General features: G+C 72.4%; 27 protein-coding genes and 1 tRNA gene. 8 read left to right on the forward strand and 20 right to left on the reverse strand.

Annotation, left to right across the window (positions count from 1 at the left end):
* Nucleotides 1–77 precede the first annotated feature (77 nt).
* A complete protein-coding gene (locus tag AC1UE4_RS06460) occupies nucleotides 78–1,610 on the reverse strand; it encodes a helicase HerA-like domain-containing protein (protein WP_482916397.1) in 1,533 nt (510 codons plus the stop codon).
* Between the two features lie 153 nt (nucleotides 1,611–1,763).
* On the opposite strand from AC1UE4_RS06460, the gene AC1UE4_RS06465 reads away from it, so the two are divergent.
* Together AC1UE4_RS06465 and AC1UE4_RS06470 are read left to right on the forward strand one after the other, a co-directional pair.
* The gene (locus tag AC1UE4_RS06465; RefSeq protein ID WP_482916398.1) at nucleotides 1,764–2,429 is read left to right on the forward strand and encodes a zinc metallopeptidase; all 666 of its coding nucleotides are present in this window, start codon (nucleotides 1,764–1,766) and stop codon (nucleotides 2,427–2,429) included.
* Nucleotides 2,430–2,467: 38 nt separating this feature from the next.
* Nucleotides 2,468–3,655: an MFS transporter gene (locus AC1UE4_RS06470; RefSeq protein WP_482916399.1), complete on the forward strand. Its 1,188-nt coding sequence runs from the start codon at nucleotides 2,468–2,470 to the stop codon at nucleotides 3,653–3,655.
* Nucleotides 3,656–3,657: 2 nt separating this feature from the next.
* On the opposite strand, the gene AC1UE4_RS06475 is transcribed toward AC1UE4_RS06470, so the two are convergent.
* On the reverse strand, nucleotides 3,658–5,205 hold the full coding sequence (locus AC1UE4_RS06475) for a family 1 glycosylhydrolase (RefSeq protein ID WP_482916400.1): 1,548 nt from the start codon (nucleotides 5,203–5,205) through the stop codon (nucleotides 3,658–3,660).
* Nucleotides 5,206–5,237: 32 nt separating this feature from the next.
* On the reverse strand, nucleotides 5,238–5,531 hold the full coding sequence (locus AC1UE4_RS06480; protein WP_482916401.1) for a DUF4242 domain-containing protein: 294 nt from the start codon (nucleotides 5,529–5,531) through the stop codon (nucleotides 5,238–5,240).
* Between the two features lie 89 nt (nucleotides 5,532–5,620).
* Here AC1UE4_RS06480 and AC1UE4_RS06485 point away from each other — a divergent pair, with 89 nt between their 5' ends.
* A complete protein-coding gene (locus tag AC1UE4_RS06485) occupies nucleotides 5,621–8,257 on the forward strand; it encodes a WD40/YVTN/BNR-like repeat-containing protein (protein WP_482916402.1) in 2,637 nt (878 codons plus the stop codon).
* Here AC1UE4_RS06485 and AC1UE4_RS06490 read toward each other — a convergent pair.
* From AC1UE4_RS06490 to AC1UE4_RS06525, 8 genes are all read right to left on the reverse strand, one after another.
* Complete coding sequence (locus AC1UE4_RS06490) at nucleotides 8,254–8,580, reverse strand: EthD family reductase (protein ID WP_482916403.1); 327 nt, start codon at nucleotides 8,578–8,580, stop codon at nucleotides 8,254–8,256. The two genes, AC1UE4_RS06485 and AC1UE4_RS06490, sit on opposite strands and share 4 nt — an antisense overlap.
* Before the next feature lie 112 nt (nucleotides 8,581–8,692).
* Nucleotides 8,693–9,187 carry a YbaK/EbsC family protein gene (locus tag AC1UE4_RS06495; RefSeq protein ID WP_482916404.1) on the reverse strand — a complete coding sequence of 165 codons (495 nt, stop codon included), beginning with the start codon at nucleotides 9,185–9,187 and terminating at the stop codon, nucleotides 8,693–8,695.
* Complete coding sequence (locus tag AC1UE4_RS06500; RefSeq protein ID WP_482916405.1) at nucleotides 9,184–9,519, reverse strand: nuclear transport factor 2 family protein; 336 nt, start codon at nucleotides 9,517–9,519, stop codon at nucleotides 9,184–9,186. The genes AC1UE4_RS06495 and AC1UE4_RS06500 overlap by 4 nt, the downstream gene beginning before the upstream one ends.
* Before the next feature lie 45 nt (nucleotides 9,520–9,564).
* The gene (locus tag AC1UE4_RS06505; protein ID WP_482916406.1) at nucleotides 9,565–9,837 is read right to left on the reverse strand and encodes a hypothetical protein; all 273 of its coding nucleotides are present in this window, start codon (nucleotides 9,835–9,837) and stop codon (nucleotides 9,565–9,567) included.
* 58 nt (nucleotides 9,838–9,895) lie between these two features.
* Nucleotides 9,896–10,438: a hypothetical protein gene (locus AC1UE4_RS06510; RefSeq protein WP_482916407.1), complete on the reverse strand. Its 543-nt coding sequence runs from the start codon at nucleotides 10,436–10,438 to the stop codon at nucleotides 9,896–9,898.
* 274 nt (nucleotides 10,439–10,712) lie between these two features.
* Nucleotides 10,713–11,024, reverse strand: coding sequence for a hypothetical protein (locus tag AC1UE4_RS06515; RefSeq protein ID WP_482916408.1), 312 nt, complete (start codon nucleotides 11,022–11,024; stop codon nucleotides 10,713–10,715).
* A 58-nt stretch (nucleotides 11,025–11,082) separates the two neighbouring features.
* On the reverse strand, nucleotides 11,083–11,370 hold the full coding sequence (locus tag AC1UE4_RS06520; RefSeq protein ID WP_482916409.1) for a hypothetical protein: 288 nt from the start codon (nucleotides 11,368–11,370) through the stop codon (nucleotides 11,083–11,085).
* Between the two features lie 35 nt (nucleotides 11,371–11,405).
* A tRNA-Ile gene (locus AC1UE4_RS06525) sits at nucleotides 11,406–11,480 on the reverse strand.
* Nucleotides 11,481–11,518: 38 nt separating this feature from the next.
* Between AC1UE4_RS06525 and AC1UE4_RS06530 the strand changes: the two genes are divergently transcribed.
* Nucleotides 11,519–12,664, forward strand: coding sequence for a M24 family metallopeptidase (locus tag AC1UE4_RS06530; RefSeq protein WP_482916410.1), 1,146 nt, complete (start codon nucleotides 11,519–11,521; stop codon nucleotides 12,662–12,664).
* On the opposite strand, the gene AC1UE4_RS06535 is transcribed toward AC1UE4_RS06530, so the two are convergent.
* The 3 genes from AC1UE4_RS06535 to AC1UE4_RS06545 form a co-directional block, all read right to left on the reverse strand.
* Nucleotides 12,630–14,681, reverse strand: coding sequence for an aminodeoxychorismate synthase component I (locus AC1UE4_RS06535; protein WP_482916411.1), 2,052 nt, complete (start codon nucleotides 14,679–14,681; stop codon nucleotides 12,630–12,632). The genes AC1UE4_RS06530 and AC1UE4_RS06535 overlap by 35 nt on opposite strands.
* 147 nt (nucleotides 14,682–14,828) lie before the next feature.
* Complete coding sequence (locus AC1UE4_RS06540; RefSeq protein WP_482916412.1) at nucleotides 14,829–15,320, reverse strand: DUF6328 family protein; 492 nt, start codon at nucleotides 15,318–15,320, stop codon at nucleotides 14,829–14,831.
* A 14-nt stretch (nucleotides 15,321–15,334) separates the two neighbouring features.
* On the reverse strand, nucleotides 15,335–16,312 hold the full coding sequence (locus AC1UE4_RS06545; RefSeq protein WP_482916413.1) for a thioredoxin domain-containing protein: 978 nt from the start codon (nucleotides 16,310–16,312) through the stop codon (nucleotides 15,335–15,337).
* 33 nt (nucleotides 16,313–16,345) lie between these two features.
* On the opposite strand from AC1UE4_RS06545, the gene AC1UE4_RS06550 reads away from it, so the two are divergent.
* Nucleotides 16,346–17,083, forward strand: a complete 738-nt coding sequence (locus tag AC1UE4_RS06550) for an SDR family NAD(P)-dependent oxidoreductase (protein WP_482916414.1) — start codon at nucleotides 16,346–16,348, stop codon at nucleotides 17,081–17,083.
* Here the strand turns inward: AC1UE4_RS06550 and AC1UE4_RS06555 are convergent.
* On the reverse strand, nucleotides 17,080–17,529 hold the full coding sequence (locus AC1UE4_RS06555) for a hypothetical protein (RefSeq protein ID WP_482916415.1): 450 nt from the start codon (nucleotides 17,527–17,529) through the stop codon (nucleotides 17,080–17,082). The genes AC1UE4_RS06550 and AC1UE4_RS06555 overlap by 4 nt on opposite strands.
* Before the next feature lie 53 nt (nucleotides 17,530–17,582).
* Between AC1UE4_RS06555 and AC1UE4_RS06560 the strand changes: the two genes are divergently transcribed.
* Both AC1UE4_RS06560 and AC1UE4_RS06565 read left to right on the forward strand, forming a co-directional pair.
* A complete protein-coding gene (locus AC1UE4_RS06560; protein WP_482916416.1) occupies nucleotides 17,583–18,620 on the forward strand; it encodes an LLM class F420-dependent oxidoreductase in 1,038 nt (345 codons plus the stop codon).
* Nucleotides 18,617–19,861 carry a glycosyltransferase gene (locus AC1UE4_RS06565; RefSeq protein WP_482916417.1) on the forward strand — a complete coding sequence of 415 codons (1,245 nt, stop codon included), beginning with the start codon at nucleotides 18,617–18,619 and terminating at the stop codon, nucleotides 19,859–19,861. The genes AC1UE4_RS06560 and AC1UE4_RS06565 overlap by 4 nt, the downstream gene beginning before the upstream one ends.
* Here the strand turns inward: AC1UE4_RS06565 and AC1UE4_RS06570 are convergent.
* Genes AC1UE4_RS06570 through AC1UE4_RS06590 form a run of 5 tightly spaced genes read right to left on the reverse strand, consistent with a single transcriptional unit; the run spans nucleotide 19,812 to nucleotide 23,570 of the window.
* Nucleotides 19,812–21,221, reverse strand: a complete 1,410-nt coding sequence (locus AC1UE4_RS06570) for a Calx-beta domain-containing protein (protein WP_482916418.1) — start codon at nucleotides 21,219–21,221, stop codon at nucleotides 19,812–19,814. The two genes, AC1UE4_RS06565 and AC1UE4_RS06570, sit on opposite strands and share 50 nt — an antisense overlap.
* 54 nt (nucleotides 21,222–21,275) lie before the next feature.
* Nucleotides 21,276–21,845 (reverse strand): DUF3618 domain-containing protein, encoded by a 570-nt coding sequence (locus tag AC1UE4_RS06575; protein WP_482916419.1) that lies wholly within the window; start codon nucleotides 21,843–21,845, stop codon nucleotides 21,276–21,278.
* Entirely contained in the window at nucleotides 21,809–22,267 is a 459-nt protein-coding gene (locus tag AC1UE4_RS06580; protein WP_482916420.1) for a phage holin family protein, read from the reverse strand. The genes AC1UE4_RS06575 and AC1UE4_RS06580 overlap by 37 nt, the downstream gene beginning before the upstream one ends.
* On the reverse strand, nucleotides 22,267–22,953 hold the full coding sequence (locus AC1UE4_RS06585) for a hypothetical protein (RefSeq protein ID WP_482916421.1): 687 nt from the start codon (nucleotides 22,951–22,953) through the stop codon (nucleotides 22,267–22,269). Before AC1UE4_RS06585 ends, AC1UE4_RS06580 begins: the two co-directional genes overlap by 1 nt.
* A gap of 29 nt (nucleotides 22,954–22,982) precedes the next feature.
* Nucleotides 22,983–23,570 carry a DUF4383 domain-containing protein gene (locus AC1UE4_RS06590; protein WP_482916422.1) on the reverse strand — a complete coding sequence of 196 codons (588 nt, stop codon included), beginning with the start codon at nucleotides 23,568–23,570 and terminating at the stop codon, nucleotides 22,983–22,985.
* An 882-nt stretch (nucleotides 23,571–24,452) separates the two neighbouring features.
* Here AC1UE4_RS06590 and AC1UE4_RS06595 point away from each other — a divergent pair.
* Nucleotides 24,453–24,662 (forward strand): hypothetical protein, encoded by a 210-nt coding sequence (locus tag AC1UE4_RS06595; protein ID WP_482916423.1) that lies wholly within the window; start codon nucleotides 24,453–24,455, stop codon nucleotides 24,660–24,662.
* Nucleotides 24,663–24,697 lie beyond the last annotated feature (35 nt).

Raw genomic sequence — 24,697 nt, forward strand, 5'->3', positions numbered from 1 at the left:
TCCGCCTCGAGGTGCACATCGGGGAACCCCCCGGACTTCCCCGGGGTCCCCGCGCCGGGGATGGGCGGCGACCCTGATCAGAGGCGCTTGCGGAGCATCCCGAACACCCCGCGCACCACCTTGCGCTGCAGCGCCTTGCCCTCGCGCGACTGCAGGAAGTCGCCGAGCTGGTCCAGGCCGCCGGACGTGGCGCGGCCGGCCTCCTTGCGCTCGCGCTTCGGCGCGGGCGCCTCCGGCGGCGGCACCGGCCGCTCCTCCGCGGCGGCCTCGGTGCGCGCGGCGAGCTGCTCGCGCGCGGAGACGCTGTCCACCCGCTCGGCGTACTTGGCGTGCAGCGGCGAGGCGGCCGCCGCTCCCGCGACGTCCTCGATCGGCGCCATCCGCGACCGCGGGGGCACGAGCCGCGTGTGGACGACCGGCGTCGGGACGCCGGACTCGCTGAGGATCGTCACGGCCGCCTCGCCGATGCCCAGTTGCGGCAGCAGCTCCTCGAGGTCGTAGAACGGCGACGTCGGGAACGTCGAGACCGTCGCGCGCAGGTCCTTCGCGTCGTCGGGCGTGAACGCCCGCAGCGCGTGCTGCACCCGGTTGCCGAGCTGCGCGAGCACCTCGGGCCGGATGTCCTTCGGCTGCTGCGTGACGAAGAAGACGCCGACGCCCTTGGAGCGGATGAGCCGCACGGTCCGCTCGATCGCCTCGAGGAACGCGTCGGTCGCGCCGTCGAACAGCAGGTGCGCCTCGTCGAAGAAGAAGACCAGCTTCGGCTTGGGCAGGTCGCCCGCCTCGGGCAGCGTCTCGAACAGCTCCGCGAGCAGCCACATGAGCGCCGTCGAGAACAGCTCGGGGTGCTCCTGGACCGCGGCGAGCTCCAGGCACGAGACGACGCCCCGTCCCTGCTCGTCGGTGCGCAGCAGGTCGGTGACGTCCCACATCGGCTCGCCGAACAGCTCGGTCCCGCCGCCCGTCTCGAGACCCAGCAGCGACCGCAGCAGCACGCCGACGGTCTGGCCCGACAGGCCGCCGATGCCCTCGAGCTCGCCCTTGCCGGCGTCGCTCGACAGGAACGTGAGCAGCGAGCGCAGGTCGCTGAGGTCGAGCAGCGGCAGGCCCTTCGTGTCGGCGTAGTGGAAGACGAGCTGGAGGCTCTGCTCCTGCGTCTCGTTCGCCCCGAGCACCTTGCCGAGCAGCTGCGGCCCGAAGTCCGACAGCGTGGCGCGCACCGGCACGCCGGGCCCGAGGCCGCCGAGCGAGAGGAACTCGACCGGGAACGCCGCCGGCTCGTACGGGATGCCGAGGTCGGCGGCGCGCTTGCCCGCCGGCTTGGCCGGGTCGGGATCGCCGGGCGCCGCCAAGCCGGAGAGATCGCCCTTGACGTCCGCGACGAAGACCGGCACGCCCGCGGCGGACAGCTGCTCGGTGATGACCTGCAGCGTCTTCGTCTTGCCGGTGCCGGTCGCGCCCGCGATGAGCCCGTGGCGGTTGGTCATCGCGAGCGGGATCCGCACCGCCGCCTCGGGGGCGACCGCCCCGTCGTGGACGCCGCGCCCCAGCTCCACCGCGGGGCCGTCCGTGCGGTACGCGCCCGCGATCGTGGAGGCGAAGTCGGTCATCCCCTACACTGCATCAGGAAGGGAAGTATCCCGTCGGCCGGATCCCGTCAGCACGGCGCCTCACAGCGCCCGGGACCGGAGGCCCCGCGAGGGGCGGAGAAACCTTCGACTCGTTGATTCGACCAGTCGGAGGCAGCTCCAGAGATGTCCGGGATGACCCTGTTCCTCGTGTGCACCATCGTGCCCCTCGCCTTCGGGCTGTGGGCGCAGATGCGCGTGAAGCGCACGTTCGCGAAGTACTCGCAGGTCGCGCCGCGCAACGGCATGAGCGGCGCGCAGGCCGCCGCCGCGGTGCTGCGCTCGTCCGGTCTGCCGAACCTCGAGATCCGGCCCGTCGACGGGCAGCTGACCGACCACTACGACCCGCGGAACCGGACGCTCAACCTCAGCCGGGACGTCGGCGAGGCGTCGTCGCTGGCGGCGCTCGGCGTCGCCGCCCACGAGGCGGGCCACGCCATCCAGGACGCGCGCCGCTACGTGCCGATGCGGATCCGCCAGACGCTCGTCCCGGCGGCGACGATCGGCCAGTCGCTGTGGTTCCTGCCGGTGTTCCTGGGCCTGATCCTCGGCATCGCCGGGCTCATCCAGGTCGGCTTGATCCTCTTCGCCGCGATCGTGCTGTTCCAGCTCGTCACCCTGCCCGTCGAGTTCGACGCGTCCAAGCGCGCCCTCGTCGCGCTCCAGGACGGCGGCCTGCTCGCCGCCGACGAGGTGCCGGGGGCCCGCGCCGTGCTCAACGCGGCCGCCCTCACCTACGTCGCCGGGTTCGTCGCCGCCCTCGGCCAGCTCGTCTACTTCTTCGCCCTGAGCAGGGAGTAGCCGATGGACGCACCTGCCCGGCGGCTACCGTCGGGCGGGTGCGTGAGGTCTTCCGGGTCAAGGGCGTGCCGGCGCTGTTCCTGGCGTCGTGCGTGGCGAGGCTGCCGATGGGCGCCTTCGGGCTGCTCATCGTCCTCCACACCCGGGAGCTGAGCGGTTCGTACGCGTCGAGCGGCATCGCCGCCGGCGCGTACGCGATCGCCTACGGCTTCTCTAGCCCGGTCCTCGCGCGGTTGATCGACCGGCGCGGGCAGACGCTCGTCCTGCGCGCCGGCTGCCTCGTCTCGGCCGCGGCGATGTTCGGCCTCGCCGCGCTGCCCGACTCCGCGCCGACCGTGGCGATCGCCGCGCTCGGCGCCCTCGCGGGCGCCGCCCAGCCGCCGGTCGGCGCCTGCATGCGCGCGCTGTGGCCCGAGCTGCTGGGCAGCGACCGGCTGCGCCAGCAGGCCTATGCGATGGAGAGCATCGTCCTCGAGGTCGTCTACATCTGCGGTCCGGTCGCCATCGTCGCGGGCATCGGGGCGTGGTCGCTGCGCGCCGCGATCGCCGCGTGCGGCGCCTTCGTCCTCGTGGGCGATCTCGCTTTCTCCCTGCGCCGCGCCTCGCGCGGTTGGCTGCCCCACCCCGAGCGGGTCACCGGGCTCGCGGGCGCGCTCGCCAACCCGGCGGTGCGGCTGCTGGCGAGCGTCTTCGTGCTCGCCGGCTGCACCGTCGGCGCGGTTGAGGTCGCGGTCCCCGCCGGGCTCGAGGACGCGCACGCGAAGGGCGCGGTCGGGCTCGTGCTCGCGGCGTGGGGCCTCGGGTCGATGCTCGGCGGCGTCGCCGTCGCCCGGATCGGACCCGCCGCCGATCCGCACCGGCGGCTCGTCGGGCTGCTGCTCGCGTGGACCCTCGCCCACGGGTTCGTCGCGGTCGCACGCTCGCCCGAGGCCTACGCCCTCCTGCTTCTGCTCGCCGGCATGACGATCGCGCCGACGTTCGTGTGCGTGAACGGGTTGCTCGACAAGGTCGTCGCGCCAGGCACGCTGACCGAGGCGTTCACATGGACCTCGACGGGGATGAGCGCGGGCCTCGCGATCGGCAGCGCCATCGCCGGCCAGCTCGTCGCCGCGGCCTCCCCCGCTGCCGCGCTCGCGGTGACCGGCATCGGCGCGGCGGTCGCCGCGCTGCTGACGCTCGGCGCAGGCGCGAGCGCGCTACGCCCCGCTCAGGCGCTCTCGCAGTAGCGCTACGGGACGACGCCGGTGCGCGCGATCTGCGCGAACAGCCGCGCGCTGGGGCGCTCGGTGCGCCGCAGCGTCCCGGGGTCGAACGCGTAGAGGCCGAACTTCGCCTTGAAGCCCTCGGCCCACTCGAAGTTGTCGAGCAGCGACCAGTGGAAGTAGCCGCGGACGTCGACCCCGTCGTCGATCGCGCCCTTCAGCGCGTGGAGGTAGCCGCGCAGGTACGCGCCGCGCTGGTCGTCGTCGGCGTCGTCGATGCCGTTCTCGGTGACGTAGACCGGCCGGCCGTAGGTCGCCGCCTCGGCGACGACGGCGTGCAGGCCGGCCGGGTCGATCTCCCAGCCGAAGTCGGTGCACGTCGTCGGGCACGGCGGGCCGTTCGGGTTGCTCGTCCCGCGGAACGCGATGTGCGGCACGAAATCGAACAGCGGCACGCGCGCCGACACGGGCGCGGCGAGCGCCTCCGCGCGCCCGGGCGAGTAGTGGTTGACGCCGATCCAGTCCGCCTTGCCGCGCAGCGACGCGCGCACCTCGCCGGCATCGCGCTGCCCGTCCGCGTCGGCGTCGTACCAGCCGCCGACCGCGGCGTCGAGGAACGAGCGGTTGAAGATCTGGTCGGCGTGCCTCGCGGCGACGGCGTCCTCGGGGCGCGTCGGGTCGTTCGGCCGCCAGTCGACCATGTTCACGACGACGCCGACCTTCGCTCGCCGGTCGTGGGCGTGGATCGCGTCGTACGCCGCCGCGTTGGCGAGCGCCTGGTTGATCACCGCGACGATCGACGACGGGAACGACAGCACCGCGGGCGCCTTGACCCCGGTCACGCCGGGGATCGAGGCGAACCCCTGCGACGCGGTCACGAGCGGCTCGTTCAGCGTGGCCCAGAGGTCGACGTCCCCGCCGAACTTCCACGCCGCGTAGGCGGCGAACTTGCGGAACTCCCTGATCGTGGTGCGGTCGAGCCAGCCGGCCTTCGTCAGCCCGGGCGGCGGGGGCTGGTCCGCGCCGCGCCCGGCGAACGCGCGCCGCAGCGCGATCGGGTCGTGGACCCAGATCGGCAGCGTGAAGTGGTTGAGCGTGAGCATCACGCGCAGGCCGCGCTGCCGGGCGCCGCGGAGGATCCGCGCGTAGTGCCGCACCGCGGCGCGGTCGGCCAGCCGGTCCAGGCGCCGCAGCTCGGTCCGCGACACGCTGCTCCCGGTCCCCACGCCGGCGGTCGTCCGGGGGAAGATGCGGCTCCATTCGATGCCGAGCCGGATCGCGTTCGTGTGCAGCCGCATCCGCGCGCGGTCGAGGTCGCCGCGCCATGTCCGCCAGAAGCCCGGGCCGCGGTCGGGACGGTCGCCGCTGACGACGCCGTCGCGGATGAGACCCGGGTCGGTCGTGAACGCCCACCAGTCGCTGCGCCGGTCCGCGTTCGACGGCGTGCCGCCGGCCTCGACCTGGAAGCCGGCGGTCGCCGTGCCCCAGAGGAAGCCCTTCGGGAAGCGGTCGGCGGCCGAGGCGGGCGCCGCGGCGGCGAGCACGGCGAGCAACGCGGCGAGGAGGGGGCGCACGGGGCGACCCTACTCGCCGCGCGGCAGACGGCTCAGCTGGCGGCCGCGACCGGATCGTCGCGCACGATCACCGTGTCGGCGACCTTGATGATCTCGTCGACGGGCAGCTCGGCCTCGCGGGCGTGGCGCTCGATCGCCTCGCGGCTCGACGCCTGGTAGATGCACACGGTGCCGACCGCGCCCGAGTCCTCCGCGAGCACGTAGCTGCGGATCCAGCGCACGTCGTCGGGCATCGTGTCGCCCACCTCGGTGCTGCGCTGCGCCGCGCGCTCGAGGTCCTCGCCGGTCTTCCAGCCGTCGCGCCGCAGGATGACGTAAGTGTCCATCGGTCCGCTCCTCGGAGTAGGTCGGTGCGACGCTACGCCGTCCACCGGAGCTTGTCCACATCGTCACGTGGTCCGTGTAGTGTCGCGCCATGCGAGGCCCTTTGCGTCCGGCCCTCCTGGTCGGGGTGCTCGCCGCGTTGCTCATCGCACCGCGTGCGAACGCCGCTCTCCCCTACCCGCCCGACCAGTGGTACGGCCTGCCCGGGCTCAACGACGCCGCGGGCGCGCAGTGGGTCCGCGCGATCGCCTACAGCACGCCGCCGAACGTCGTCTACGCGGGGCTCGAGGGCGGCGGCGTCTTCAAGAGCACGAACGGCGGCGTGTCGTGGTCGGCGTTCAACGCCGGCTTCGCGAACCCGCTCATCACGAACGTCCGCGCGCTGCTGACGTCGAGCACCGGGACCACGGTGTGGGCGGGCACGGACCTCGGACTGTTCAAGTCGACGGGCGGCGCCTGGCAGCCGGTCGCGCAGGGCCCCGAGGACGACCCGGCGAACCCGAAGAAGCTCAACGAGAGCGTGCAGGCGCTCGTCAGCCTGACCGGGTCGAGCACGATGCTCGCCGGCGTCTTCTCCGGCGGCGTCTACAAGAGCGGCGACGGCGGCGAGACGTGGCAGCCGCCGCCCGTCAACAACGGCATGCCCGCCAGCGAGACGATCTACGGGCTGACGGAGAACGTGCCGGGCTTCGTCTACGCGACCGGCGGCAGCGGCGTCTACCTGTCGACCAACGGCGGGTCGACGTGGACGCGGCTGAGCGACGGTATCCCCGGCAGCGCCTCGCCGATCACGACGTGGGTCTACCCCCAGCGCCCGCAGGTGCTCTTCACCTCGACGGGCTCGAACGGGATCTACCGCTCGCTGAACGCCGGCCTGACGTGGTCGCCCATCAACGACGGGCTCAGCGCCGTCCGCGCGCGCGGGTTCCACATCTTCACCGCGTCGCAGGGCGCGCACCTCTACGCGGCGACGGAGAACGGGCTGTGGCACGCGCTGATGGACAACCCCACCCCGCCCGCAGTCCCGCCGGCGCCGAAGTGGAAGGCGGTCACGCAGAACGGCCTGTCGCCGAACGTCATCCTCTGGGCGCTGACGCCGCCGGTCATTCCCGGCGCCGGCGCGCTCGGCCTCATCGCGGGGACCCAGTCCAACGGCGGCTACTTCCTCGGGTTCTCCCCGCCGGACAGCGCCTGCCCGCTCGACAACACGACGAACACGACGGCGAACTGCCCCCGCATCACCGGGACCGTGCAGGAGGGCAAGACGCTCACCGGCCTCAACGGCACGTGGACCGGCACCGACCTGAAGGACTACTCGTACCAGTGGCAGCGCTGCACCGGGACCACGCACGGCAGCTGCTCGAACATCGCCGACGCCGAGGAGACGACGTACCTCGTCCGCGCGGCGGACTTCACGAACGGCTACCGCTTCCGGCTGAGGATCACCGCGGAGAACCCGGCGCCGACGTTCGGGGTGGTCGAGCGCTACAGCGCGATCACGGCGGTCACCACCGCCAATCCCGGCAACGTCCCCGGCGCGAACCAGGTGTTCCCGCCCGGGATCGAGGTGCTGTCGCCGGGCGAGACGACGTCGCCGGAGGTCGGCGATACGATGCGTGCGACCGACGGGACGACGCCCTCGCTCCCCAATCGCGACGAGTGGTTCAACCCGCCGGCCGACTCGGAGACCTGGCGGTGGCTGCGCTGCGAGTCCGGCGGGCTCGACTGCAACGAGATCCCGGGCGCGACGTCGCGCACCTACACGCTGACGCCGGCCGACGGCTCGCACTACCTGCGCGTCCGGGTGCGCGGCACGAACGCGTCCGGCGCCACCGAGCTCACCTCGGGGACGTCCTACTTCGTGATCTCCGCCCCCGCCGCGATCGCCGACCCGCTACCGCCCGACACGCCGGGCGGCGCGCCGAAGTCGCAGGCGCCGTCGATCTCCGGCGAGCCCTTCGTCGGCGAGACCCTGGCCGGCGACGTCGGCGGCTGGAAGGACCCGACGACCGACTTCAAGAAGCGCTGGGTGCGCTGCGACGCCGCCGGCAACGCGTGCTCGTACATCCAGAAGGTGGCGAGCACCGACCTCGAGGACGGATCGACGTACGTCGTCCGCGCCGGCGACGTCGGCTCGACGATCCGCATGCGCGTCACCGCGGACGTGAACGGCGACCTGACCGACGACGGGATCGACAACCACCTGCCGCACTCGGTCGAGGTCGACACGGCGCCGACCGCGGTCATCGCCGAACGCGCCGTCCCGGGCGGCGGCTCGCCTCCGCCGGCGCCGCCGTCCGGCGGCGGAACCCCGCCACCGGGCACGACGCCGCCCGACACCGTCGCGCCGCTGGTCAGCGGGCTGCGGCTGTCGAGCAAGGCGTTCGTCGCCGGCAAGGGCACGACGTTCGCGCTGTCGCTGTCCGAGCCCGGAACGCTGCGGATCGTCATCACCCGCGGCGCCCCGGGGCGCAAGGCCGGCCGGCGCTGCGTCAAGCCGACGCGCAGGAACCGGCGCGCGAAGCGCTGCACGCGGCGTCTCGTCGTGACCCGGATCACGCGCCGCGGCCTGGCGGCCGGGCCGGTGCGCGTGAAGTTCACCGGGAAGGTGAAGGGCCGCAAGCTCAAGCCCGGCCGCTACACCGCCACGTTCGTCGTCACCGACGCCGCGGGCAACGTCTCGAAGGCGCGCTCGCTGACGTTCCGGATCGTGCGCAAGAAGCGCTAGGCGCGCAGCCCGTCGACGCGCTCGCCGCCCGCGTTGCCGAGCGTCACGTCGAAGCGCTCGACCATGAGGCCGGCGTCGGCGACGAGCGCCTCCCACTCGGGCGTCTGCTGCGCCTCGTCGAGCGCCTCCTTGCTGTCGAAGACGAGCTCCGCGACGCGGTAGTGCATCGACTCAGCGTCGCCGAGCGCGTCGGGCGTCTTGACGAGGTTGAGCTCGCGGATGCCGGGGACCTTCGCGGCCAGCGGCGCGTGCGTCTCGTGGTAGTAGGCCTCGAAGGCGTCCGTGTCGGGCGGCGTGCCCCAGAGTGCGTAGAGCGTGTACATGCTGTGCGTTCCTATCGGTGCGGCCGCTCCGCCGGGGCGCCGGGACTCCGAGCCGCCGTGGCATCCCACAACATGCGCTCCCGGGCGGCGCTCAGGATCCCCAAGTGGTGCGTCAGGCGGCCACGTCGACTGGTTCCCCGCCCGTCAGCACGACGAGCTCGTCGAACGTCGACGGGAACACCACCTTCGCGTGGCCGGCCGCGGCCCACACCGTCCCGTGCCGGCCGAGCGCAGGGTCGACGATCGTGCGCAGCCGCTCGGGATGGCCGACGGGCGCCACGCCGCCGATCGCCTGGCCCGCGTGCGCGCGCACGAACTCGGGGTCGGCGCGATGCACCTCGCCGACGCCCGCGACCCGCGCCAGCGCCGCCGGGTCGGCCCGGTGCGCGCCCGACATGAGGACGAGCAGCGGCGCGTCGTCGTCGAGTCGGAAGACGAGGCTGTTGACGATCGCGCCCTGCGCGACCCCGAGCACCTCGGCCGCCTTCGCCGCGGTCCGCACCTCGTCGTCGAGGACGCGCATCCCGTCGGCGGCGCCGTCCAGCCCGGCCGCGCGCAGCTCCGCGGCGACTCGCGCGACCGCCCGGTGCTCGCGCAGGTCGCTCACAGGTCCCACCCGAAGTAGACCTCGGTCTTCGTCATCTGCTCGCCCGGCACCGTGTGGATCTCCGTGTTGCGGAAGCGCGAGCCGTCCTTGCGGGTGCCCGTGTACGTGACGACGACCTCATCGCCGGACTCGATGATGCGCTCGAGCTCGAAGCCGCCGAGGCGCTCGATGCCCGTCGCCCAGCAGCGCTCGAAGTAGGTGGCGCGGTCGATGCCCTCGTCGTGGGGGCTCCAGAAGCGGTAGTCGTCGGCGATGCGCGCCTCGATGAGGTCGCGATCGGCCCTGGCGTACGCGTCGTAGCAGTCGCGGACGATCGAGATGCGGTCGGCCATCGGCGCATTCTCGGATCATCCGAACGCCCGATCAAGCCGCCGGCGTCACGGCTCTCCGCGGTCGCTGCCGGGCGGGAACAGCAGCAGGGCGTCGAGCAGCCGCTTCCGCGCAAGCTCCACGAACGCCAGCGCGAGCGACGGATCCGCGACGAACCGATCGAACGTCGCCCGCGGGATCTCGTAGAACTCCGAGTACTCGACCATCTGGTTCCGGACGGGAATCGAGAAGAACGTCCGCCCCGTCAGCTCGTCGATGTCGAGCGAGAACCGGTTCACGCGGTCGACGTGCACGGATGTGAGCCTGAGGTGCTCCGCCATGGGCTCAGAGGCGCATTGGGCGCCGCCATGTGGCGGGCGCCCAATGCTCGCGCAGCGTCTAGGAGGCGGTACCGCAGAAGCGGACGTACTGGATGTCCGCGTTGTTCTCGAAGTCGTTCGCGTTCGTGCCGTACCAGTGGCCGTTCGCGTCCTTGGTCGCCGTGTAGCGGTGGACCTCCGCGACGCCATCAACAAGCACGCTCTTGATCACGATCTCGGTCAGCGGGGCGTCGTCCGGCTCGATGTAGAAGCCGCGCTTGTCCCCGTACGCCGGGTAGGGCGACGTGCTCGACGAAAGCGGGACGAACTGACCGGGCGGTCCGCTGGGCGTAGCCGTTGGATCGAAGAGCCAGTAGGACAGCTCGACCGAACCGGTGGAGCACGCCATGTCGTCGACCGGCGGGGGCTCAACCGTGCCGCAGCCCAGCTTCGTCGCGACGTCAGTGAGCGCGGCCTGGCCCTTGGTGCCGCGGTCCGACTTGTCGAGCGCGTTCATGACGCCCTTGCAGCCCGGGCTGGGCGTCGTGCCGGCGGTGGCGACCTGCGACGCCGCGAGCGCCGCAAGACAACCGAGCAACGCCAGCAGGATCAAGCGCTTCATCGAGGTTCCTTCCGTGGAGGGCAGCTCGCCAGGCGGAGCGAGACGGGGACGCCGTCGAACTCTCGCTCAGCGCGCCGCGATTGGACAAGTCCGACATCCGTCCAGCGGTGCGGCCCGCAACGGCGCCGATTCGGCGACGCTACGGCACCTCTACCGCTCTCAACCCCGGATCACGAACGTCGCCGACCGGGAGTTGCGCGGGCGGACCGCACTGCTGCGGGAAGCTAGTCGTGCGACCGCGGTGGTTGCGGCGGGTGGCTCGAGCTCGCGCGGTTCACCGGATCCCGCACACCGCCCGCAGCCGCAGCGCGACGGCCTCGGGTGCGTCGGGAAGCACCTCCACGAGCGCCAGGACCCGCCGGCTGTCCTCGAGGCTCAACTGGCACTCGGCCGTCGCCCGCGCGCTCCACTTCGCGGCAGCCCGGCTGAAGCGCTCGTCGCGCTTGGCCGCCATGACGACCAGGATCCGCAGCGCGTCCTCGAGGGAGACGTGCGGAAGCTCGGACGCCGACGCCATGATGAGCCGGAGGTTGTTGCTCAGAAGCGCTCGGCGGAACCTCGCGTAGGCGCTTCCCTGGCTCGTCACGAGCGACGAGGCTACACGAACGTACGTTCGCTCCGCCTCTCTTGCCGATGGCAGACCGCTAGTGGGCGCGCAGGCGCCGCCCGATCCCGAAGATGGCCGCCACGGTGAGCCCGAGCGGGATCGGCAGGCAGCAGCCGGTCACCGACACCCGCGATCCGCCCCGCGTGTGGCGCGAGTACGTGGGGAACGGCCCCCGCATATGGAACCCGGAGCTGCTGCGCCGGCGCGGGTAGTAGCGCGGCGGGGCGTAGTAGCCGCCGCGCCAGGTCGAGCGCCTATGCCGGCGGCTGCCACGCAGGGCGCGGTTGAGGAGGTAGGCCCGTGCGGCGTTGCGAAGGAGGGGCATGGCGCGGCCCTACCCAGCGCGCGCGATCACCACAGTGGGCCGGGTGGGACTCGAACCCACGACCTGACGGATTATGAGTCCGCTGCTCTGACCAACTGAGCTACCGGCCCGCGCGACAGGGTACGGCGGGCGGGTAGGGTCGGCGATCGTGGCGACGATCCTCCTCTACGGCGACACCGCTCGGCATCCGGCGATGCGGCATGAAGTGCCGCTCGAGATCATCGATCCGTTCCTCTTCATCGAGCGCGACGGCAAGCCGCATGTGCTGACGAACGTGCTGGAACGGGACCGGATCATGGCGCTGCTGCCCGATGCGGAGCTGCTTCAGCTCGACGAGCTCGGGATCTTCGAGCTGATCCGCGATGGGATGAGGCGCGACAAGGCGGAGCTCGAGGTCGTGCTGCGGGCCGTGCAGCGGTGGGGCGTCACGGAGGCGACCGTTCCCTCCGACCTCCCGGTCGCCGTGGCGGACGTGCTGCGCGAGAACGGCATCAGGCTGAACGTCGACGCGCCGGGCATCCAGGCTCGCCGGCGACGCAAGTCGGCGGCCGAGCTCGAGGGGATCCGGCGCGCGCAGAGAGCGGCGGAGGCCGGCATGCGAGCGGGTGAGCAGCTCATCCGCAGCGCCGGGCAGGCGAACGGGCGGCTGCATCTCGACGGCGAGCCGCTGACCGCCGAGCGGGTCAGGAACGCGGTCCGCGAGGCGTGCGCCGCGGCGGGCGCGCCGGCGCCGCCCGACATCATGGTCGTCTCGACGTGGTCGGGCGGCGGCCACGATCCGGGCTCGGGTCCCCTCCCCGCCGACCTGCCGATCACGATCGACCTGTGGCCGCGCGACGAGCGCACCGGCTGCTGGGCCGACATGACCCGCACCTTCGTCGCCGCGCGCGTCACGCCGGAGGTCGAGCAGCTCGACGCGCTCGTGCGCGAGGCGCTCGAGGCCGCGCGGTCGGCCATCCGCGCCGGCGTCCGTGCGCGCGAGGTGTACGACGTCGCCGCCGAGATCTTCGAGCGCGCCGGCTACCCGACGCAGCGCACCCGCAAGGAGGGCGAGGTGCTGACGCAGGGCTTCTACTTCGCGCTCGGACACGGCGTCGGGCTCGAGGTGCACGAGCCGCCGACGCTCGGGCTCAGCGCCGAGGACGAGCTGATCGCGGGCGACGTCCTCGCGCTCGAACCCGGCGTCGAGGGCCTGCCGGGGATCGGCGGCGTGCGCTACGAGGACCTGGTGCTCGTGACCGAGGACGGCTGCGAGACGCTCACGCAGTACCCGTACGAGCTGCGGCCCGCCTGAGCTCCGCCGCCACCGCCCGGGTGACCGGGCCGCTGCGGACGGGCTGGAGCACCCGGATCGCGCTCGTGACGAAGACCTCGTCCGCGGCTTCGAGCCGGTCGACCGTGACCCGCTCCTCGCGCGCGCCGACGCGTTCGAGAACGAGCGCGCGCGTGACGCCGGGCAGGATCCGCCCGTCGGCGGGTGGCGTCACGAGCGACCCCTCCTCGACGAGGCACACGTTCCCGCGCGACGTCTCGAGCACCGTGCCGTCGAGGTCGACGATCAGGCGTTCGCCCTCGGCCTCGTCGAGGAGCGGGCGATCGATCCACTTGTGCTCCCCCACGCCGCCGGGGACGACGAGCGGCCGAAGAGCGATCGGCGTAGCCGGGAACGCAGGTCCGGCCGGAGCGATCCGCGTGGCGGTCTCGCCCGACGGGAGCACGTCGATCCGGAGGCGGTGCCGGCCCGTCACGGGGAGCGCCGGGATGTCAAGGTCGATCTCGAGCCCGTAGAGAGCGCGGACCGACGCGGCGAGGCGTGCGAGGTGGCGGTCGGCCTCGACGGGGACGCCCTCTTCGATGGCGAGCGTGGTGAAGACGCCGCGCGCCGGGTCGGGGCGAGACGCGCGAGTGGGCGCAGCCGGCGAGGCGGCGGAGACGGAGACGCCGAGGGTGGGCGCGGCCGGGGAGCTGTCGTCGGCGAGGCGGCCCCCCACCGCTTCGACGAGCGGACGGGCCTTGACGAGGCACTCCTCGTACTCGGCGGCGGGGACGCTGTCGGCGACGACCCCTCCCCCCACGCCGAGCCAGATCCGCTCGCCGGCGACCTCGAAGGTCCGGATGGCGACGTTGAGCTCGAGGCCCGCGACGGGGCTGGCGAAGCCGATCGCTCCGGTGTAGGTCTCGCGGCCCGTCGACTCGAGGGTCGCGATGACCTCGAGCGCCTTGAGCTTCGGCGCTCCCGTGACCGAGCCGGGCGGGAACGTGCCGCGCAGGAGCTCGGCGTCGCCGACGTCCTCGCGCAACGTCCCCGCGACCTCGCTCACGAGGTGCCAGACGCCGGCGTGCGCCTCGGCGCGGGCGACGTCGGTGACGCGGACGGTGCCGTACTCGCTCACGCGCCCGAGGTCGTTGCGCATGAGGTCGAGGATCATCACGTTCTCCGCATGGTCCTTCGCGGAGGACTCGAGGCGGGCGAGCGAGCGGCGGGCCTCGCCCTCGTCGTCCGGCCGGGGCGCCGTGCCCTTGATCGGCGCGGTGACGACGTCGCGGCCGCGGCGGCGGAGGAACAGCTCGGGCGACAACGAGGCAACCGTGAGATCCGGCGCGGCGACGAACGCGGCGTACCGCGGCCGCAGCGCGGACGCCGCCGACGCGAAGAGGTCGATCGCGTCGCCCGTGAACGAGGACTCGAGCCGGAGCGTGAGGTTCGCCTGGTAGAGGTCGCCGGCCTCGATGTACTCGACGCACTGCGCCACCGCGGCCTCGTGGCCGGCGCGGGAGGGGCGCGGCGTGAACGTGCCGACGTCGAACGGCGCCGGCTCGGGCGATGGGCCGGCAAGACGCTCGCGGAGGAGCTCCAACCGCGCATCCAGCCGCTCGGCCGCCTCATCGGACCACAGGCATTCGAACCACCAGCGCCCATCGGCGTCGAGCCGCAGCTCGTGGTCGTACCACGCCAGCGAGGCGTCGCGGGCGACGATCGGGCGCGGAGGCTGCGGCGGGACGCGGTCGGCCCAGAACGACGCTGGATACCCAAGACGACCGAACCAGCCGCCGCCGACGGCCCCATCGAGGTCGTTCTGCACGGCCGGGAGCGACCCGAGCGAGACGAACGGGTCGGCGCCGGCGGGCGCGACGAGGGTCGGTTCGGAGCCGAGGATCGCTCCGCCTCCGGCCCACGCGCCGGTCAGGGCGAAGGGGCGGCGATCCGCGCGCAGCGTCAGAAGCGCCTGCCACGGCGTCAGCGACGACGCCAGCGGCACGCGCCGCAGCGACAGCGGGGCGCTAGCGCTCGGAGGACGGCCGCGGCTCATGGGGCCACGGTACGACGAGGGGCTCCGGCTCGCCCGCGAGGGGCTCCGACGGGCGGCGATCGAGCGACGAGGCGATGAGCGCGAGCTCATCGCGCAGGCGCAACGGAGCGCCGTCCGGGGGAACGAGTTCGGACAAGGCGCGAGACCCTAGCGCGTGCGGCCGGCCTGTTCGGTGCGGACCGTCTTGCGCCGCCGCAGCACCGGCATGAGGATCCACAGGACCACGAACAGCAAGGCCGAGCCGACGGTCGCCGTGACCGCGGTCCGCCCCTGGAAGAGGTAGTCCGTGACGAGCAGGATCGCCCCCGTCATCGCCACGCCGAGCGACACGATCCCCAGCACGGTCATCCGGCTCGACACCTCGACGATGTGCTGCTTGTCGCGCCGGCGGAAGTTCAGCCGGTGGTACGAGGTCGGCGAGATGAAGAACGCCGTCGCCGCCGTCGAGGCCAGCAGCGTGACCAGGTAGACGGTCCGCTGGAAGTCCGTGACGTCCGCGAACCCCTGGGCGAACGGCACGGTGAGCAGGAAGGCGAACAGCACCTGAACCCCCGGAAGCGCGACGCGCAGCTCCTGCAGGAGCTCCGCCATGTTGCGGTCGGCGCGTTCGTCGGGGGTCTCGTTGCGGTCGTCCTCCATCCGCGCCGCGGAGCCTATTTCAACTTGGTCTTGACGGCCGCTTCGAGCTCCTCGACGCTCAGCGCGCCCTCGAAGCGGTCCTTGACCTTGCCGTCGGCGCCGACGAGGAAGACCCACGGCTCCGTCGGCAGGCGCCACGCGCCCACCTGCGGCCGGAAGCCCTTGTTGATGTCGTTGTCGACGTAGATCTCCTGGTGGATGTAGGCCGGGTCGGGCACCTCGTTGCGCACCTGCGCGGCGACGTCGACGACCGGGCCGCAGACGCGCGTCTGGCACAGCTGCGGCGTTGCGAACACCAGGACGACCGGCTTCTTGCCGAGCACGTCCGCGAAGTCGTTCTCGTGCATCTCCGCGAGCGGCGGGATCCGCGTGTCGATCTTCGCCAGGTCGCCGCCGACGTCGGCCGGCGTGTCGGTGTGCACGGAGATCGCCTTGTCGCCGATGTCCGGCGGACCCTCGCCGCCGACGTTCAGCTCGAACTGCGAGGTCGACGCCAACTCGCCCTTCAGCGAGATGAGCGCCGTCACGACGTAGCGGCCCTTGCGCTTGAACGGGACGTTCGCGGTCCAGAAGGAGTTGACGCTCTTGAGGTCGGCCTGGGCCTGGCGGCTCTGGAACTGCGGCTTGGTCTCGAGCGAGCGCTTCGTCGCCGGGAACGGGCCGCGCAGCCGGCGGCCGTCGGGCTGGGCGACGTAGAGCGCCACGGCGTCCGGGTCCACCTGCTTGCGCGCCGTGTCGAACAGCGCGAAGCCGATGCGGTTCTCGCCGACGCGCATCGTGGAGACCGACGGAGCGAAGATCGCGCCCTCCGGCAGACCGCTGCGCAGCGCGCGGATCGTCTTGTCGTCCCCGCGCGGGAACTCGACCTTCGGACCGGCCTCCTGCGTGGTCGTCCCGCCCGCGTCGGAGCTGCTCGAGGACGAGTCGTCACCCCCGCACGCAGCGACACCGAAGGACAGGACGAGCAGGAGGACGGGCAGCAGTCGACGCACGCCGAGGCAGGGTAGTGTCCGCGCCCTTCCGCCATGCCAGAACGTGCAGCCATCGTCACCGGCGCGTCCAGCGGGATCGGACTCGCGCTCGCCCACATGCTCGGCGCGGAGGGCCACGCGCTCACCGTCGCCTCCCGCCGCTCCGACAAGCTCGACGCCGCCGTCGAGGAGCTCCGCTCCGCCGGCTACGAGGTCCAGGGCCTGTCGGGGAACCTCGGCGACGAGGACCTGATCAAGCAGGTCGTCGCGCAGCACCGCGACACGTACGGCCGGCTCGACGTCCTCGTCAACAACGCCGGGGTCGGGATCGGCCAGCCGATCGGCGACCTGGAGACGAAGAAGGTCGACATCCAGCTGAACATCAACATCCGCTCGATCTTCCTCTTCTACCGCGAGAGCATCGAGCTGCTGAAGGAGGCCGGCGCCGAGCACCGCAACGCGCTCATCGTCAACACGTCCTCGCTGTCGGGCAAGCGCGGTGAGGCCTGGCTGAGCGTCTACTCCGCCACGAAGCACGCGGTCGTCGGCTTCACGCAGGCGATGAACAAGGAGCTCAACGGCGACGGCGTCAAGAGCTGCGCGCTGTGCCCCGGCTTCGTCGACACGCCGATGACGGACTTCATCAAGGGCCACGTCCCGGCGGACACGATGATCCAGACGAGCGACGTCGCGAACGCGGTGAAGATGCTGCTCGGGCTCTCGCCCGGCTGCGTCATCCCGGAGCTGATCTTCGAGCAGCCGGCGGGCAGCGCGCTGCCCGAGGGCCTCTAGACGAGCTCGGTCTCGCGGGGCTGCGCGTCGCCGGCCGGCCGCTCCGCGGTCCAGCCGAGCCCGAGCGCGCTCGCCTCGCGGGCACGCCGCTCGCGCGCGGTCGCCTGGTGGTCCTGGATCGTCGCTCGCAGATCCGTGTAATCGGAGTCGAGCAGCGACGCCTCGAGATGCGAGCGCAGCACGACGAGCTCACGCTCGGTCGCGCGCCGCGGGCGCTTGGCTTCGCAGAAGCGGTCCCACGCCTTGGCGAACTGGAGGAAGTCGGTCCGGCCGCCCCGGCGATGGGCGGCGAGCATCGGGCACACCCCGCCGCGTCGATCGGTGTAGGCCCCGACGATGATCGTGCTCTGGGTGACGCCCTCGAGCATGGCGACCTTCGTTCGCTCCGGCAGGCAGTCGATCGCCCGGCGGAGGTCCTGGATCCGGCGCTCGCGCTTCGATCGCATAGGTTGCACGAGCTTACCCGCAGGAACCCTTCTCCACGAAACGGAAGTTGCGAATGAAGCTGGGCGTGCACATCGGCTACTGGGGCCTGGGCCTCTCCTCGCAGGATCAGAAGGAGATCGTCCAGGAGGCCGAGCGCCTTGGCTTCGACTCCGTCTGGACGGCCGAGGCGTACGGCTCGGACGCCGCCACGATCCTCGGCTGGCTCGCCGGTCAGACGTCGACGATCAAGCTCGGCGCGGCGGTGTTCCAGATGCCCGGCCGCTCCCCCGCGATGACCGCCATGACGGCCGCGACGATCGACAACCTGTCCGACGGGCGGATGCTGCTCGGCATCGGATCGAGCGGGCCGCAGGTCGCCGAGGGCTGGCACGGGCAGCGCTTCGGCAAGCAGATCGCACGCACGCGCGAGTACATCGAGGTCATGCGGATGGCGCTGCGGCGCGAGCGGCTCGAGTACCACGGCGAGACGCTCGACCTGCCGCTGCCCGACGGGCCGGGCAAGGCGCTGAAGCTGACGATCGGCACGGTGCAGGAGGAGATCCCGATCTTCCTCGCGGCGATCGGGCCGAACAACACGAGGCTCGCCGGCGAGGTCGCCGACGGGTGGCTGCCGATCCTCTTCTCGCCCGAGCACCTGCAGGAGTTCAAGCCGCTGCTCGAGGAGGGCGCCGCGCGGTCGGGCCGGTCGCTCGACGGGTTCCGCATCGCGCCGTCGGTGAACTTCCTCGTCACCGACGACGAGGAAGCCGCGCGCAACGCGGTGCGGCACTTCCTCGCGCTCTACGTCGGCGGAATGGGATCGCGGGAGAAGAACTTCTACAACCAGCTCGTCCGGCGCTACGGCTTCGAGGCCGAAGCGCAGGAGGTCCAGGACCTCTACCTCGAGGGACGCAAGGACGAGGCGGCGGCGCGGCTGTCGGACGAGCTGATCGACACCGTCTCGCTCGTCGGGCGGCGCGAGCGGGTGCGCGACAAGATGCGCGTCTTCCGCGAGGCGGGCGTCGACACGCTGGGCCTCACGCCGCTCGCGTTCGACAAGGCCGGCCGGGTCGAGCAGCTGCGCATCGCCGCGGAGCTGGCCGCCGAGTGACGCCTCGCCGCCGCATCCTGCTCGGGGCGTTCGGCGACCCGGGCCACGCGTTCCCCGTGATCGCATTGGGCGCCGAGCTCGCCCGCCGCGGTCACGACGTCACGCTGCAGACGTGGGTGAAGTGGCGCGAGCACGTCGAGCGCGAGGGCATGACGTTCGCCGCCGCGCCGGAGTACCACGTCTTCCCCACGCGCGACCGGCCGCTCAAGCCGTACGAGGCGGTCGTCAGGGCGGCGCGCGAGACGCTGCCACTGATCGAGGAGCTCCGGCCCGAGTGCGTCGTGGCCGACATCCTCACGCTGGCGCCCGCGGTGGCGGGCGAGATGGCCGGGCTGCCCGTCGGCACCGTCATCCCCCACGTCGACCCGCGTCCGTCGCCCGGCTTCCCGCCGTACTCGGTGGGCGCGCGGCTGCCGCGGACCGCGCTGGGCCGGCGGCTCTGGGCGAAGACCGACCGGATCGTCGCCGGCGGGCTGGAGCGCGGGCGGCTCGAGCTGAACGAGACGCGCCGGAGGCTCGGGCTGCCGCCGCTGGATCACGTCCACGGCGGGATCAGCCGCGAGCTGTGCCTCGTCGCGACGCTCCCCCAGCTCGAGTACCCGCGCTGGGTGCCCGAGCCGAACACCCACGTCGTCGGGCCGCTGCTGTGGGAGATCCCCGGCGAGCCCGCCGTCGCGCCGCCGCCCGGCGATGAGCCGGTCGTGCTCGTCGCGCCGTCGACCTCGCAGGACCCGTCGCACCGGATGCTGCGCGCCGCGCTCGAGGGCCTCGCGGACGAGCCGGTCCGCGTCATCGCCACCTGGAACCGCCGCGAGCCCGACCCGCCGCTCGACGTGCCGGCGAACGCGGTCGTCGTGGACTGGCTGTCCTACGCGAAGACGATGCCGGCGTGCGACGCGGTCATCTGCCATGCCGGCCACGGGACCGTCGCGCGTGCGCTGGCATCGGGCTGCGCGGTCGTTTGCTGCCCGGCCGCGGGCGACATGGGCGAGAACGCGGCGCGGGTCGACTGGGCCGGGCTCGGGACGCGGCTGCCGCGGCGGCTCGTGTCGCCGCGCGGCGTGCGGCTGGCGGTGCGATCCGCGCTGTCGTCGCCGCGCGTCGCCGAGCGCGTGGCCTCGGTGGCGGCGTGGACCAAGACGCACGACGGCGCGGCCACCGCGGCGGCTCTCGTCGAGCGCTTCGGCGCGGTCAGCGGCGCGGCGCCCGCGAGCGCAGCGTCGTCGTCTTCGTCTTCGTGACGACGTTCGCGGCGGCGTCCTGCGCGACGAGGAACGCCTGCACCGTCAGCTTGCGGTTGCGCCGCAGCCCCGACGCGATCCGCGACGGCAGCACGAACCGCAGCGTCTCGCTCGCGTCGCCGGGCAGGCTGAACGCCTTGACGCCGATCCGCCGCTCCTTGCGCAGGTAGGTCGCCCGGCCGCGCCGGTTCGCCTTCGCGTAGAGCGTCAGGCGCCCCCTGCAGCGCTGCTCGGTCTTCGGGCAGGCGACCATCACGCGGATCGATCGGGCGCTCGCGAGCCGCGCGCGCTCGAGCGTCATGTTCGGCGGCGTGTCGTCGCTCGACGCTACCGGGGTGCCGAGGCCGTCGTCGTCGGTGATGGCGACGATGCCGCCCTGGCGGAAGACGGCCGCACCCTTCACCTCGCCGAGCACGACGCCGAACGCCTCGGCCTCCTCGCGCAGGTCGTCGCCGACGATCGGGACGTCGACGACCGCCTGCGTCTGGCCGGGCGGGATCGTGAGCGTGTCGAGGCGGGCGAGGTAGTCGCGCGGCGCGACGGCCGCGCCGTCGATCGTCCCCCAGCGCGCGGTGACGGTGCGCGTCGTCGGGCGGTCGAGCCCGATCGGCACCCGCGCGATCACCGACTGGTCGTCGGACTCCAGCACCGAGACGTCGCCGACGCTGATGAAGCGCGGATCGCTGGCGGCGATGGTCACCGTCGCGGTGCGTGCGACGCCGTCCGGTCCGGTCGTCTTGAGCTGGAACGCCTCGGAGTCCTCGTCGGCGTCGTCGTCGGCGATCGGGACGTCGACGAACGCCTGCGTCGCCTTCGCCGGCACGTCGACCGCCCCCCGCTGCGCCGTGTAGTCGGAGCCGGCGGCCGCGGAGCCGTCGATGGTCTCGAACGCGATCGTCGCGGGGCGGTCGATCGGCGTGAGGGCGATCGTCACGCGCGCGGGCTGCCCTTCCGTCGCCGAGGCATCGGCCGGGGTCGCCGAGGCCGGGTCGTTGTCGCTGATCTTCGCGACGCCTTCGGCGGCCGTCGCTCCCCCGAGCGTCGTCGTGACGACGAGCTTGAACGTCTCGTCCAGCTCCGGCGCCGCGTCCTGCACGGTCGGGACCTGGACCGTCGCCTCGCCGTTGATGTCGAAGCTCAGCCCCTGGGAGCTGCGCGCCGTGTAGTCCGCGGGCGCCGTCGCCGTCTGGTCGGCGGTCTGCGCGGAGTAGGGGTTGAGGTCGCCCATGGTCCGGGTGACCGTGAACGTCGCCGTCCCGCCCTCGCTCACCGTCGGGCTCGAGACGATGACGTCAGCGGCGGCGGCCGGCGCCAGCGCACCGAGCAGCGTCAGGGCGAGGAGGGTGACGCGCCGCAGCATCCGCGGCGCAAGGTAGCGGCCCGGGCGGAGCGTTCCGCCCGGGCCGACTGATGTTCAGGTCTGCGTGCTGACCTGCTGGCGAACCTGCTGCGCGTTCTCCTGCGCGGACTCCGCAGCCTGCTGGCCGTGCTCCTGCGCGGAGCTCTGCGCGGTCTCCTTGACCTCCTGCGCAGCGTCCTTCACGGCGGTCTGCGCGGTGTCGGCGACCTCGCGGGCCACCTCCTTGCCGTGCTCGAGCGCCTCCTGAGCGGTCGACTGGACCTGGTCCTTGACCTGATCGGCGACCGGACCCAGCCGCTCGTTCTCCATGCGCGTGCCGGGGATGAGCATGCCCGCGAGGAACCCGATGGCCACCGAGCCGATCGCCAGGCCGAGCGGGTTCTCCTGCGCGACGCTGGCGCCGCGCTTGGCGGCGTGCTTGACGTCGCCCGTGCTCGGCGTGCTCTCGTTCACCGACTCGGCCGCGCCGACGATGCGGTCCTTCACGCCGGAGACGGTGCCGGACACCTTCTCCTTCGTGCGCGAGGGCACATCGGCCTTGTAGCCGAGCGCGTCGACGGTCTCGCCCATGCGCTCGCGGGTCTCCTCTATCTCGCGGCGGATCGCGTCCGGGTCTTGGCCCATTCGACGTCCTCCTTCACTGTCTCGACGGTCTGCTCAGGGGTAGGAGGCGCAGCCTCCTGGATCTTGTCCTTGCCGCGGAGGGCGAGGACGGCGGCGATCGCTCCATAGACGAGGGCGACGATCACGGCGGCGAGCCACGTGTGGTCCACCGCGGTCTGGAGAAGGGCGATCAGGAACGTGGTGAACGCTCCGAACGCACCAAGGCCGAGGACCGCGCCGCCTCCGAGGAAGCCGGCCCCCTTGCCCGCGTGCTTGCCCTTCTCGGCCATCTCGGCCTTCGCGAGGTCGAGCTCCTGGCGGACCAGCGTCGTCGTCTCCTGGCTGAGCTGCTTGAGCAGGTCGCCGATGGAGCGGTCGCGCAGGTCCTCCGTCGTGCCCGTCCTCTCGGTCACGATCCGGCCGCGTTCGGCCTGGTCGGACATCAGAGCGGCTCCTGTCTCCCGAAGCGGCCCCGCTCCGTCTCGGTGACCGTCCCGACCGGCGTGCCGGTGCGCCGCGGCGTGCCGACATCGCCGACGCCGGCGCCGACGCCGCCCGACAGCTCGTTGCCGGTGGTGCCCATGGGCGGTGTCGTCGTGCCCACCGGCCGCTGCGTCGTGTTCGGAAGCTGGTAGGACGGCCGGCTGGAGTAGCGCTGCTGGTAGCGGTCGCTCTGGCTCGCCTTGAGGAACCGGGAGGCCATGAAGCCGGCGGCGAGCCCGCCCGCGATCACGACCCACGGCTGGCGGCGCGCGAAGTCCTCGACGTCGCCCATGATCCTGTCGGCGTCGGAGCGCTCGAGGTACGAGCCGATCCGCTCCGCCCTGTCCGCTGCCTGGTCGGCGAGCTTCGCCGGCCCGTCCTTGCCCTGCTCGCGCAGGGTCTCGGACACGGTGCGGATGTCGCTCGCGGTCTGCGTGACCTGGCGGCCCGCGTCGGACGAGCGCTGGTCGACCTGCGTGCGGAGCTGGCTCTTCGCCTGGCCCGCGGCCTGCTGGGCCTGCTCCTTCGCCTGTCCGGCGAGCTCGGAGGCCTTCTCTTGGGCCTGGCCGGCGGCCTCTTGCGCCTTGTCACGGGCGCCGCCCTGACTCTCGCTCGAGTCGCCGGTCAGGTGGGGCGTGGTGGTCATGTCTGCCATGCCTCTCCCTCTTGTGGTGGTCAGCTTCGGGTCTTGTCGCCGAACGGACGCCCGCTGAGCGGGTCGTACGTCCCGTCGCCTTCGTCGCGCCGGATGCGGCCGGAGCGGGTCTCGTCGGCGGGGTTCGCGGTGGAGGTCCGCAGGTCGTGCCGGTCATCGCGCGGCGACGCAAGTGCGGCGAGCACGCCGGCGGCGGCAAGCGCGATGTGCAGCACGTTGTCGGCGCCGTTGATCGGGATGAGCCCGATCACGTCGGAGCCGTCGATCAGCCCGTAGAGGGCGACGACGCCGTAGGTCAGACCGAACACGAGCGCGACGGTCTTCGCGGGCGCTCGCCGCGACGAGGCCGCCAGCAGGAGCAGACCCGATGCGATGTGCACCAGGTTGTGCCAGCCGTTGACCTCGAAGATGCCGAGCAGCTTGTCGCCGTTGATGTCGGACCCGGTCGAGAAGCCGGAGTCGGCGATGAAGCCGACGATGCCAGCGAGCAGCAGGGCCGCACCCGCGAGCAGGCAGTACCACTGGGCGGGCGTCTTGTCGTGATCACGCGCGCCCGTTCGGGTCCCGGTGTCACGAGCGCTGACGCTGCGCGCTCCCTGTGTGGCCATGTGTGCCTCGTCCTCCTGCTGGGGGTTGCGGGCAGGGGACCGCGCACCGACTCGAACCGCTGTTCGCGGCGGTGCCCGGGTTCTCCCATCCCTTGGTCTCCGGTGGGACGGGTGCCGGCGGGATGTGCGCCAAGGCTCTGGCCCGCGCCGAACGCTCCGTCCTACAAGAGCCGCGCTACCCCCCGTATCTCGCCGGTACACCGGCGCGGTTGCCCCACGACCGGGCTTGGCGCGTACGGGCGACTGAACGTCAGCGAGCTGTGACGCCGGGTTAACGACGAAGGCCGCCTCGACGGGCGGCCTCCTTCAAGCTCCGGGGGTGGGACTCGAACTGAACAGGCGCGGGTCCCGTCAGGTCAGGTCCCGCATGAACGCTGGCCTCAGGTCATGTCAGGTTCGCTGGGGTGACGGCAAGTTGGTACCACGATTGGTATCGCGCTGGCGTTCAGCCGCCGACAGAGCTCACCCTGGAGACCTTGGCTCTTGCCTCGCACGCCGACGAGCTCAGCCCGCTCGCAAGGCGGGCCGAGAATGACCCTCGCGGGATGCTCGAACAGCGTTGCTGGGTGATCACCGCGAAGATCGCCGGATTTAACTGGCCATCGGACTACCGGCCGAGAATCGGTGAGGCGCGCGCCGCTTCCTTCTTGACCGACGCCGAATCACCAGCCGTCGAAGATCTCGCCGCGATCGCCGCGGACCAATTGACCGAGGGCTCGAGTCAGTCCGTGATGCAGTTCGCGCGACGTTCGCTCGCGTGGATGATGAAGTCGGACGAGCTGCCGCACGACATCCCGCTGATCATGGGTTGGGCACGCGCGGTGAGCGTCAGCATCGGTCATTTTGGCGATCTCATGGACAGCTCGCGGCAGCTAGCAAGAAGTGGTTCGACTGACCGAGCTGCGCAAGATCGAAGGCGGCGCCGGCGAAGCTCACTGGCAGGAGATCGCCGAAGTCGTCCCCCACGCGCACGACGCCGCCGGCGCGGTGAGCGCTGCCTTCGAGAACCGCCATGCCGGCGATTTGCGCACCGCGGCGCTGTACCTGCGGAGCGCGGCCGACGAGTTGCTGCACCACCTCGAACACCGGTAGGTCCGGCGTCAGCGCGGCGTAATCAGACGCGGGCA

This window comes from Parviterribacter kavangonensis (genome assembly GCF_056863335.1).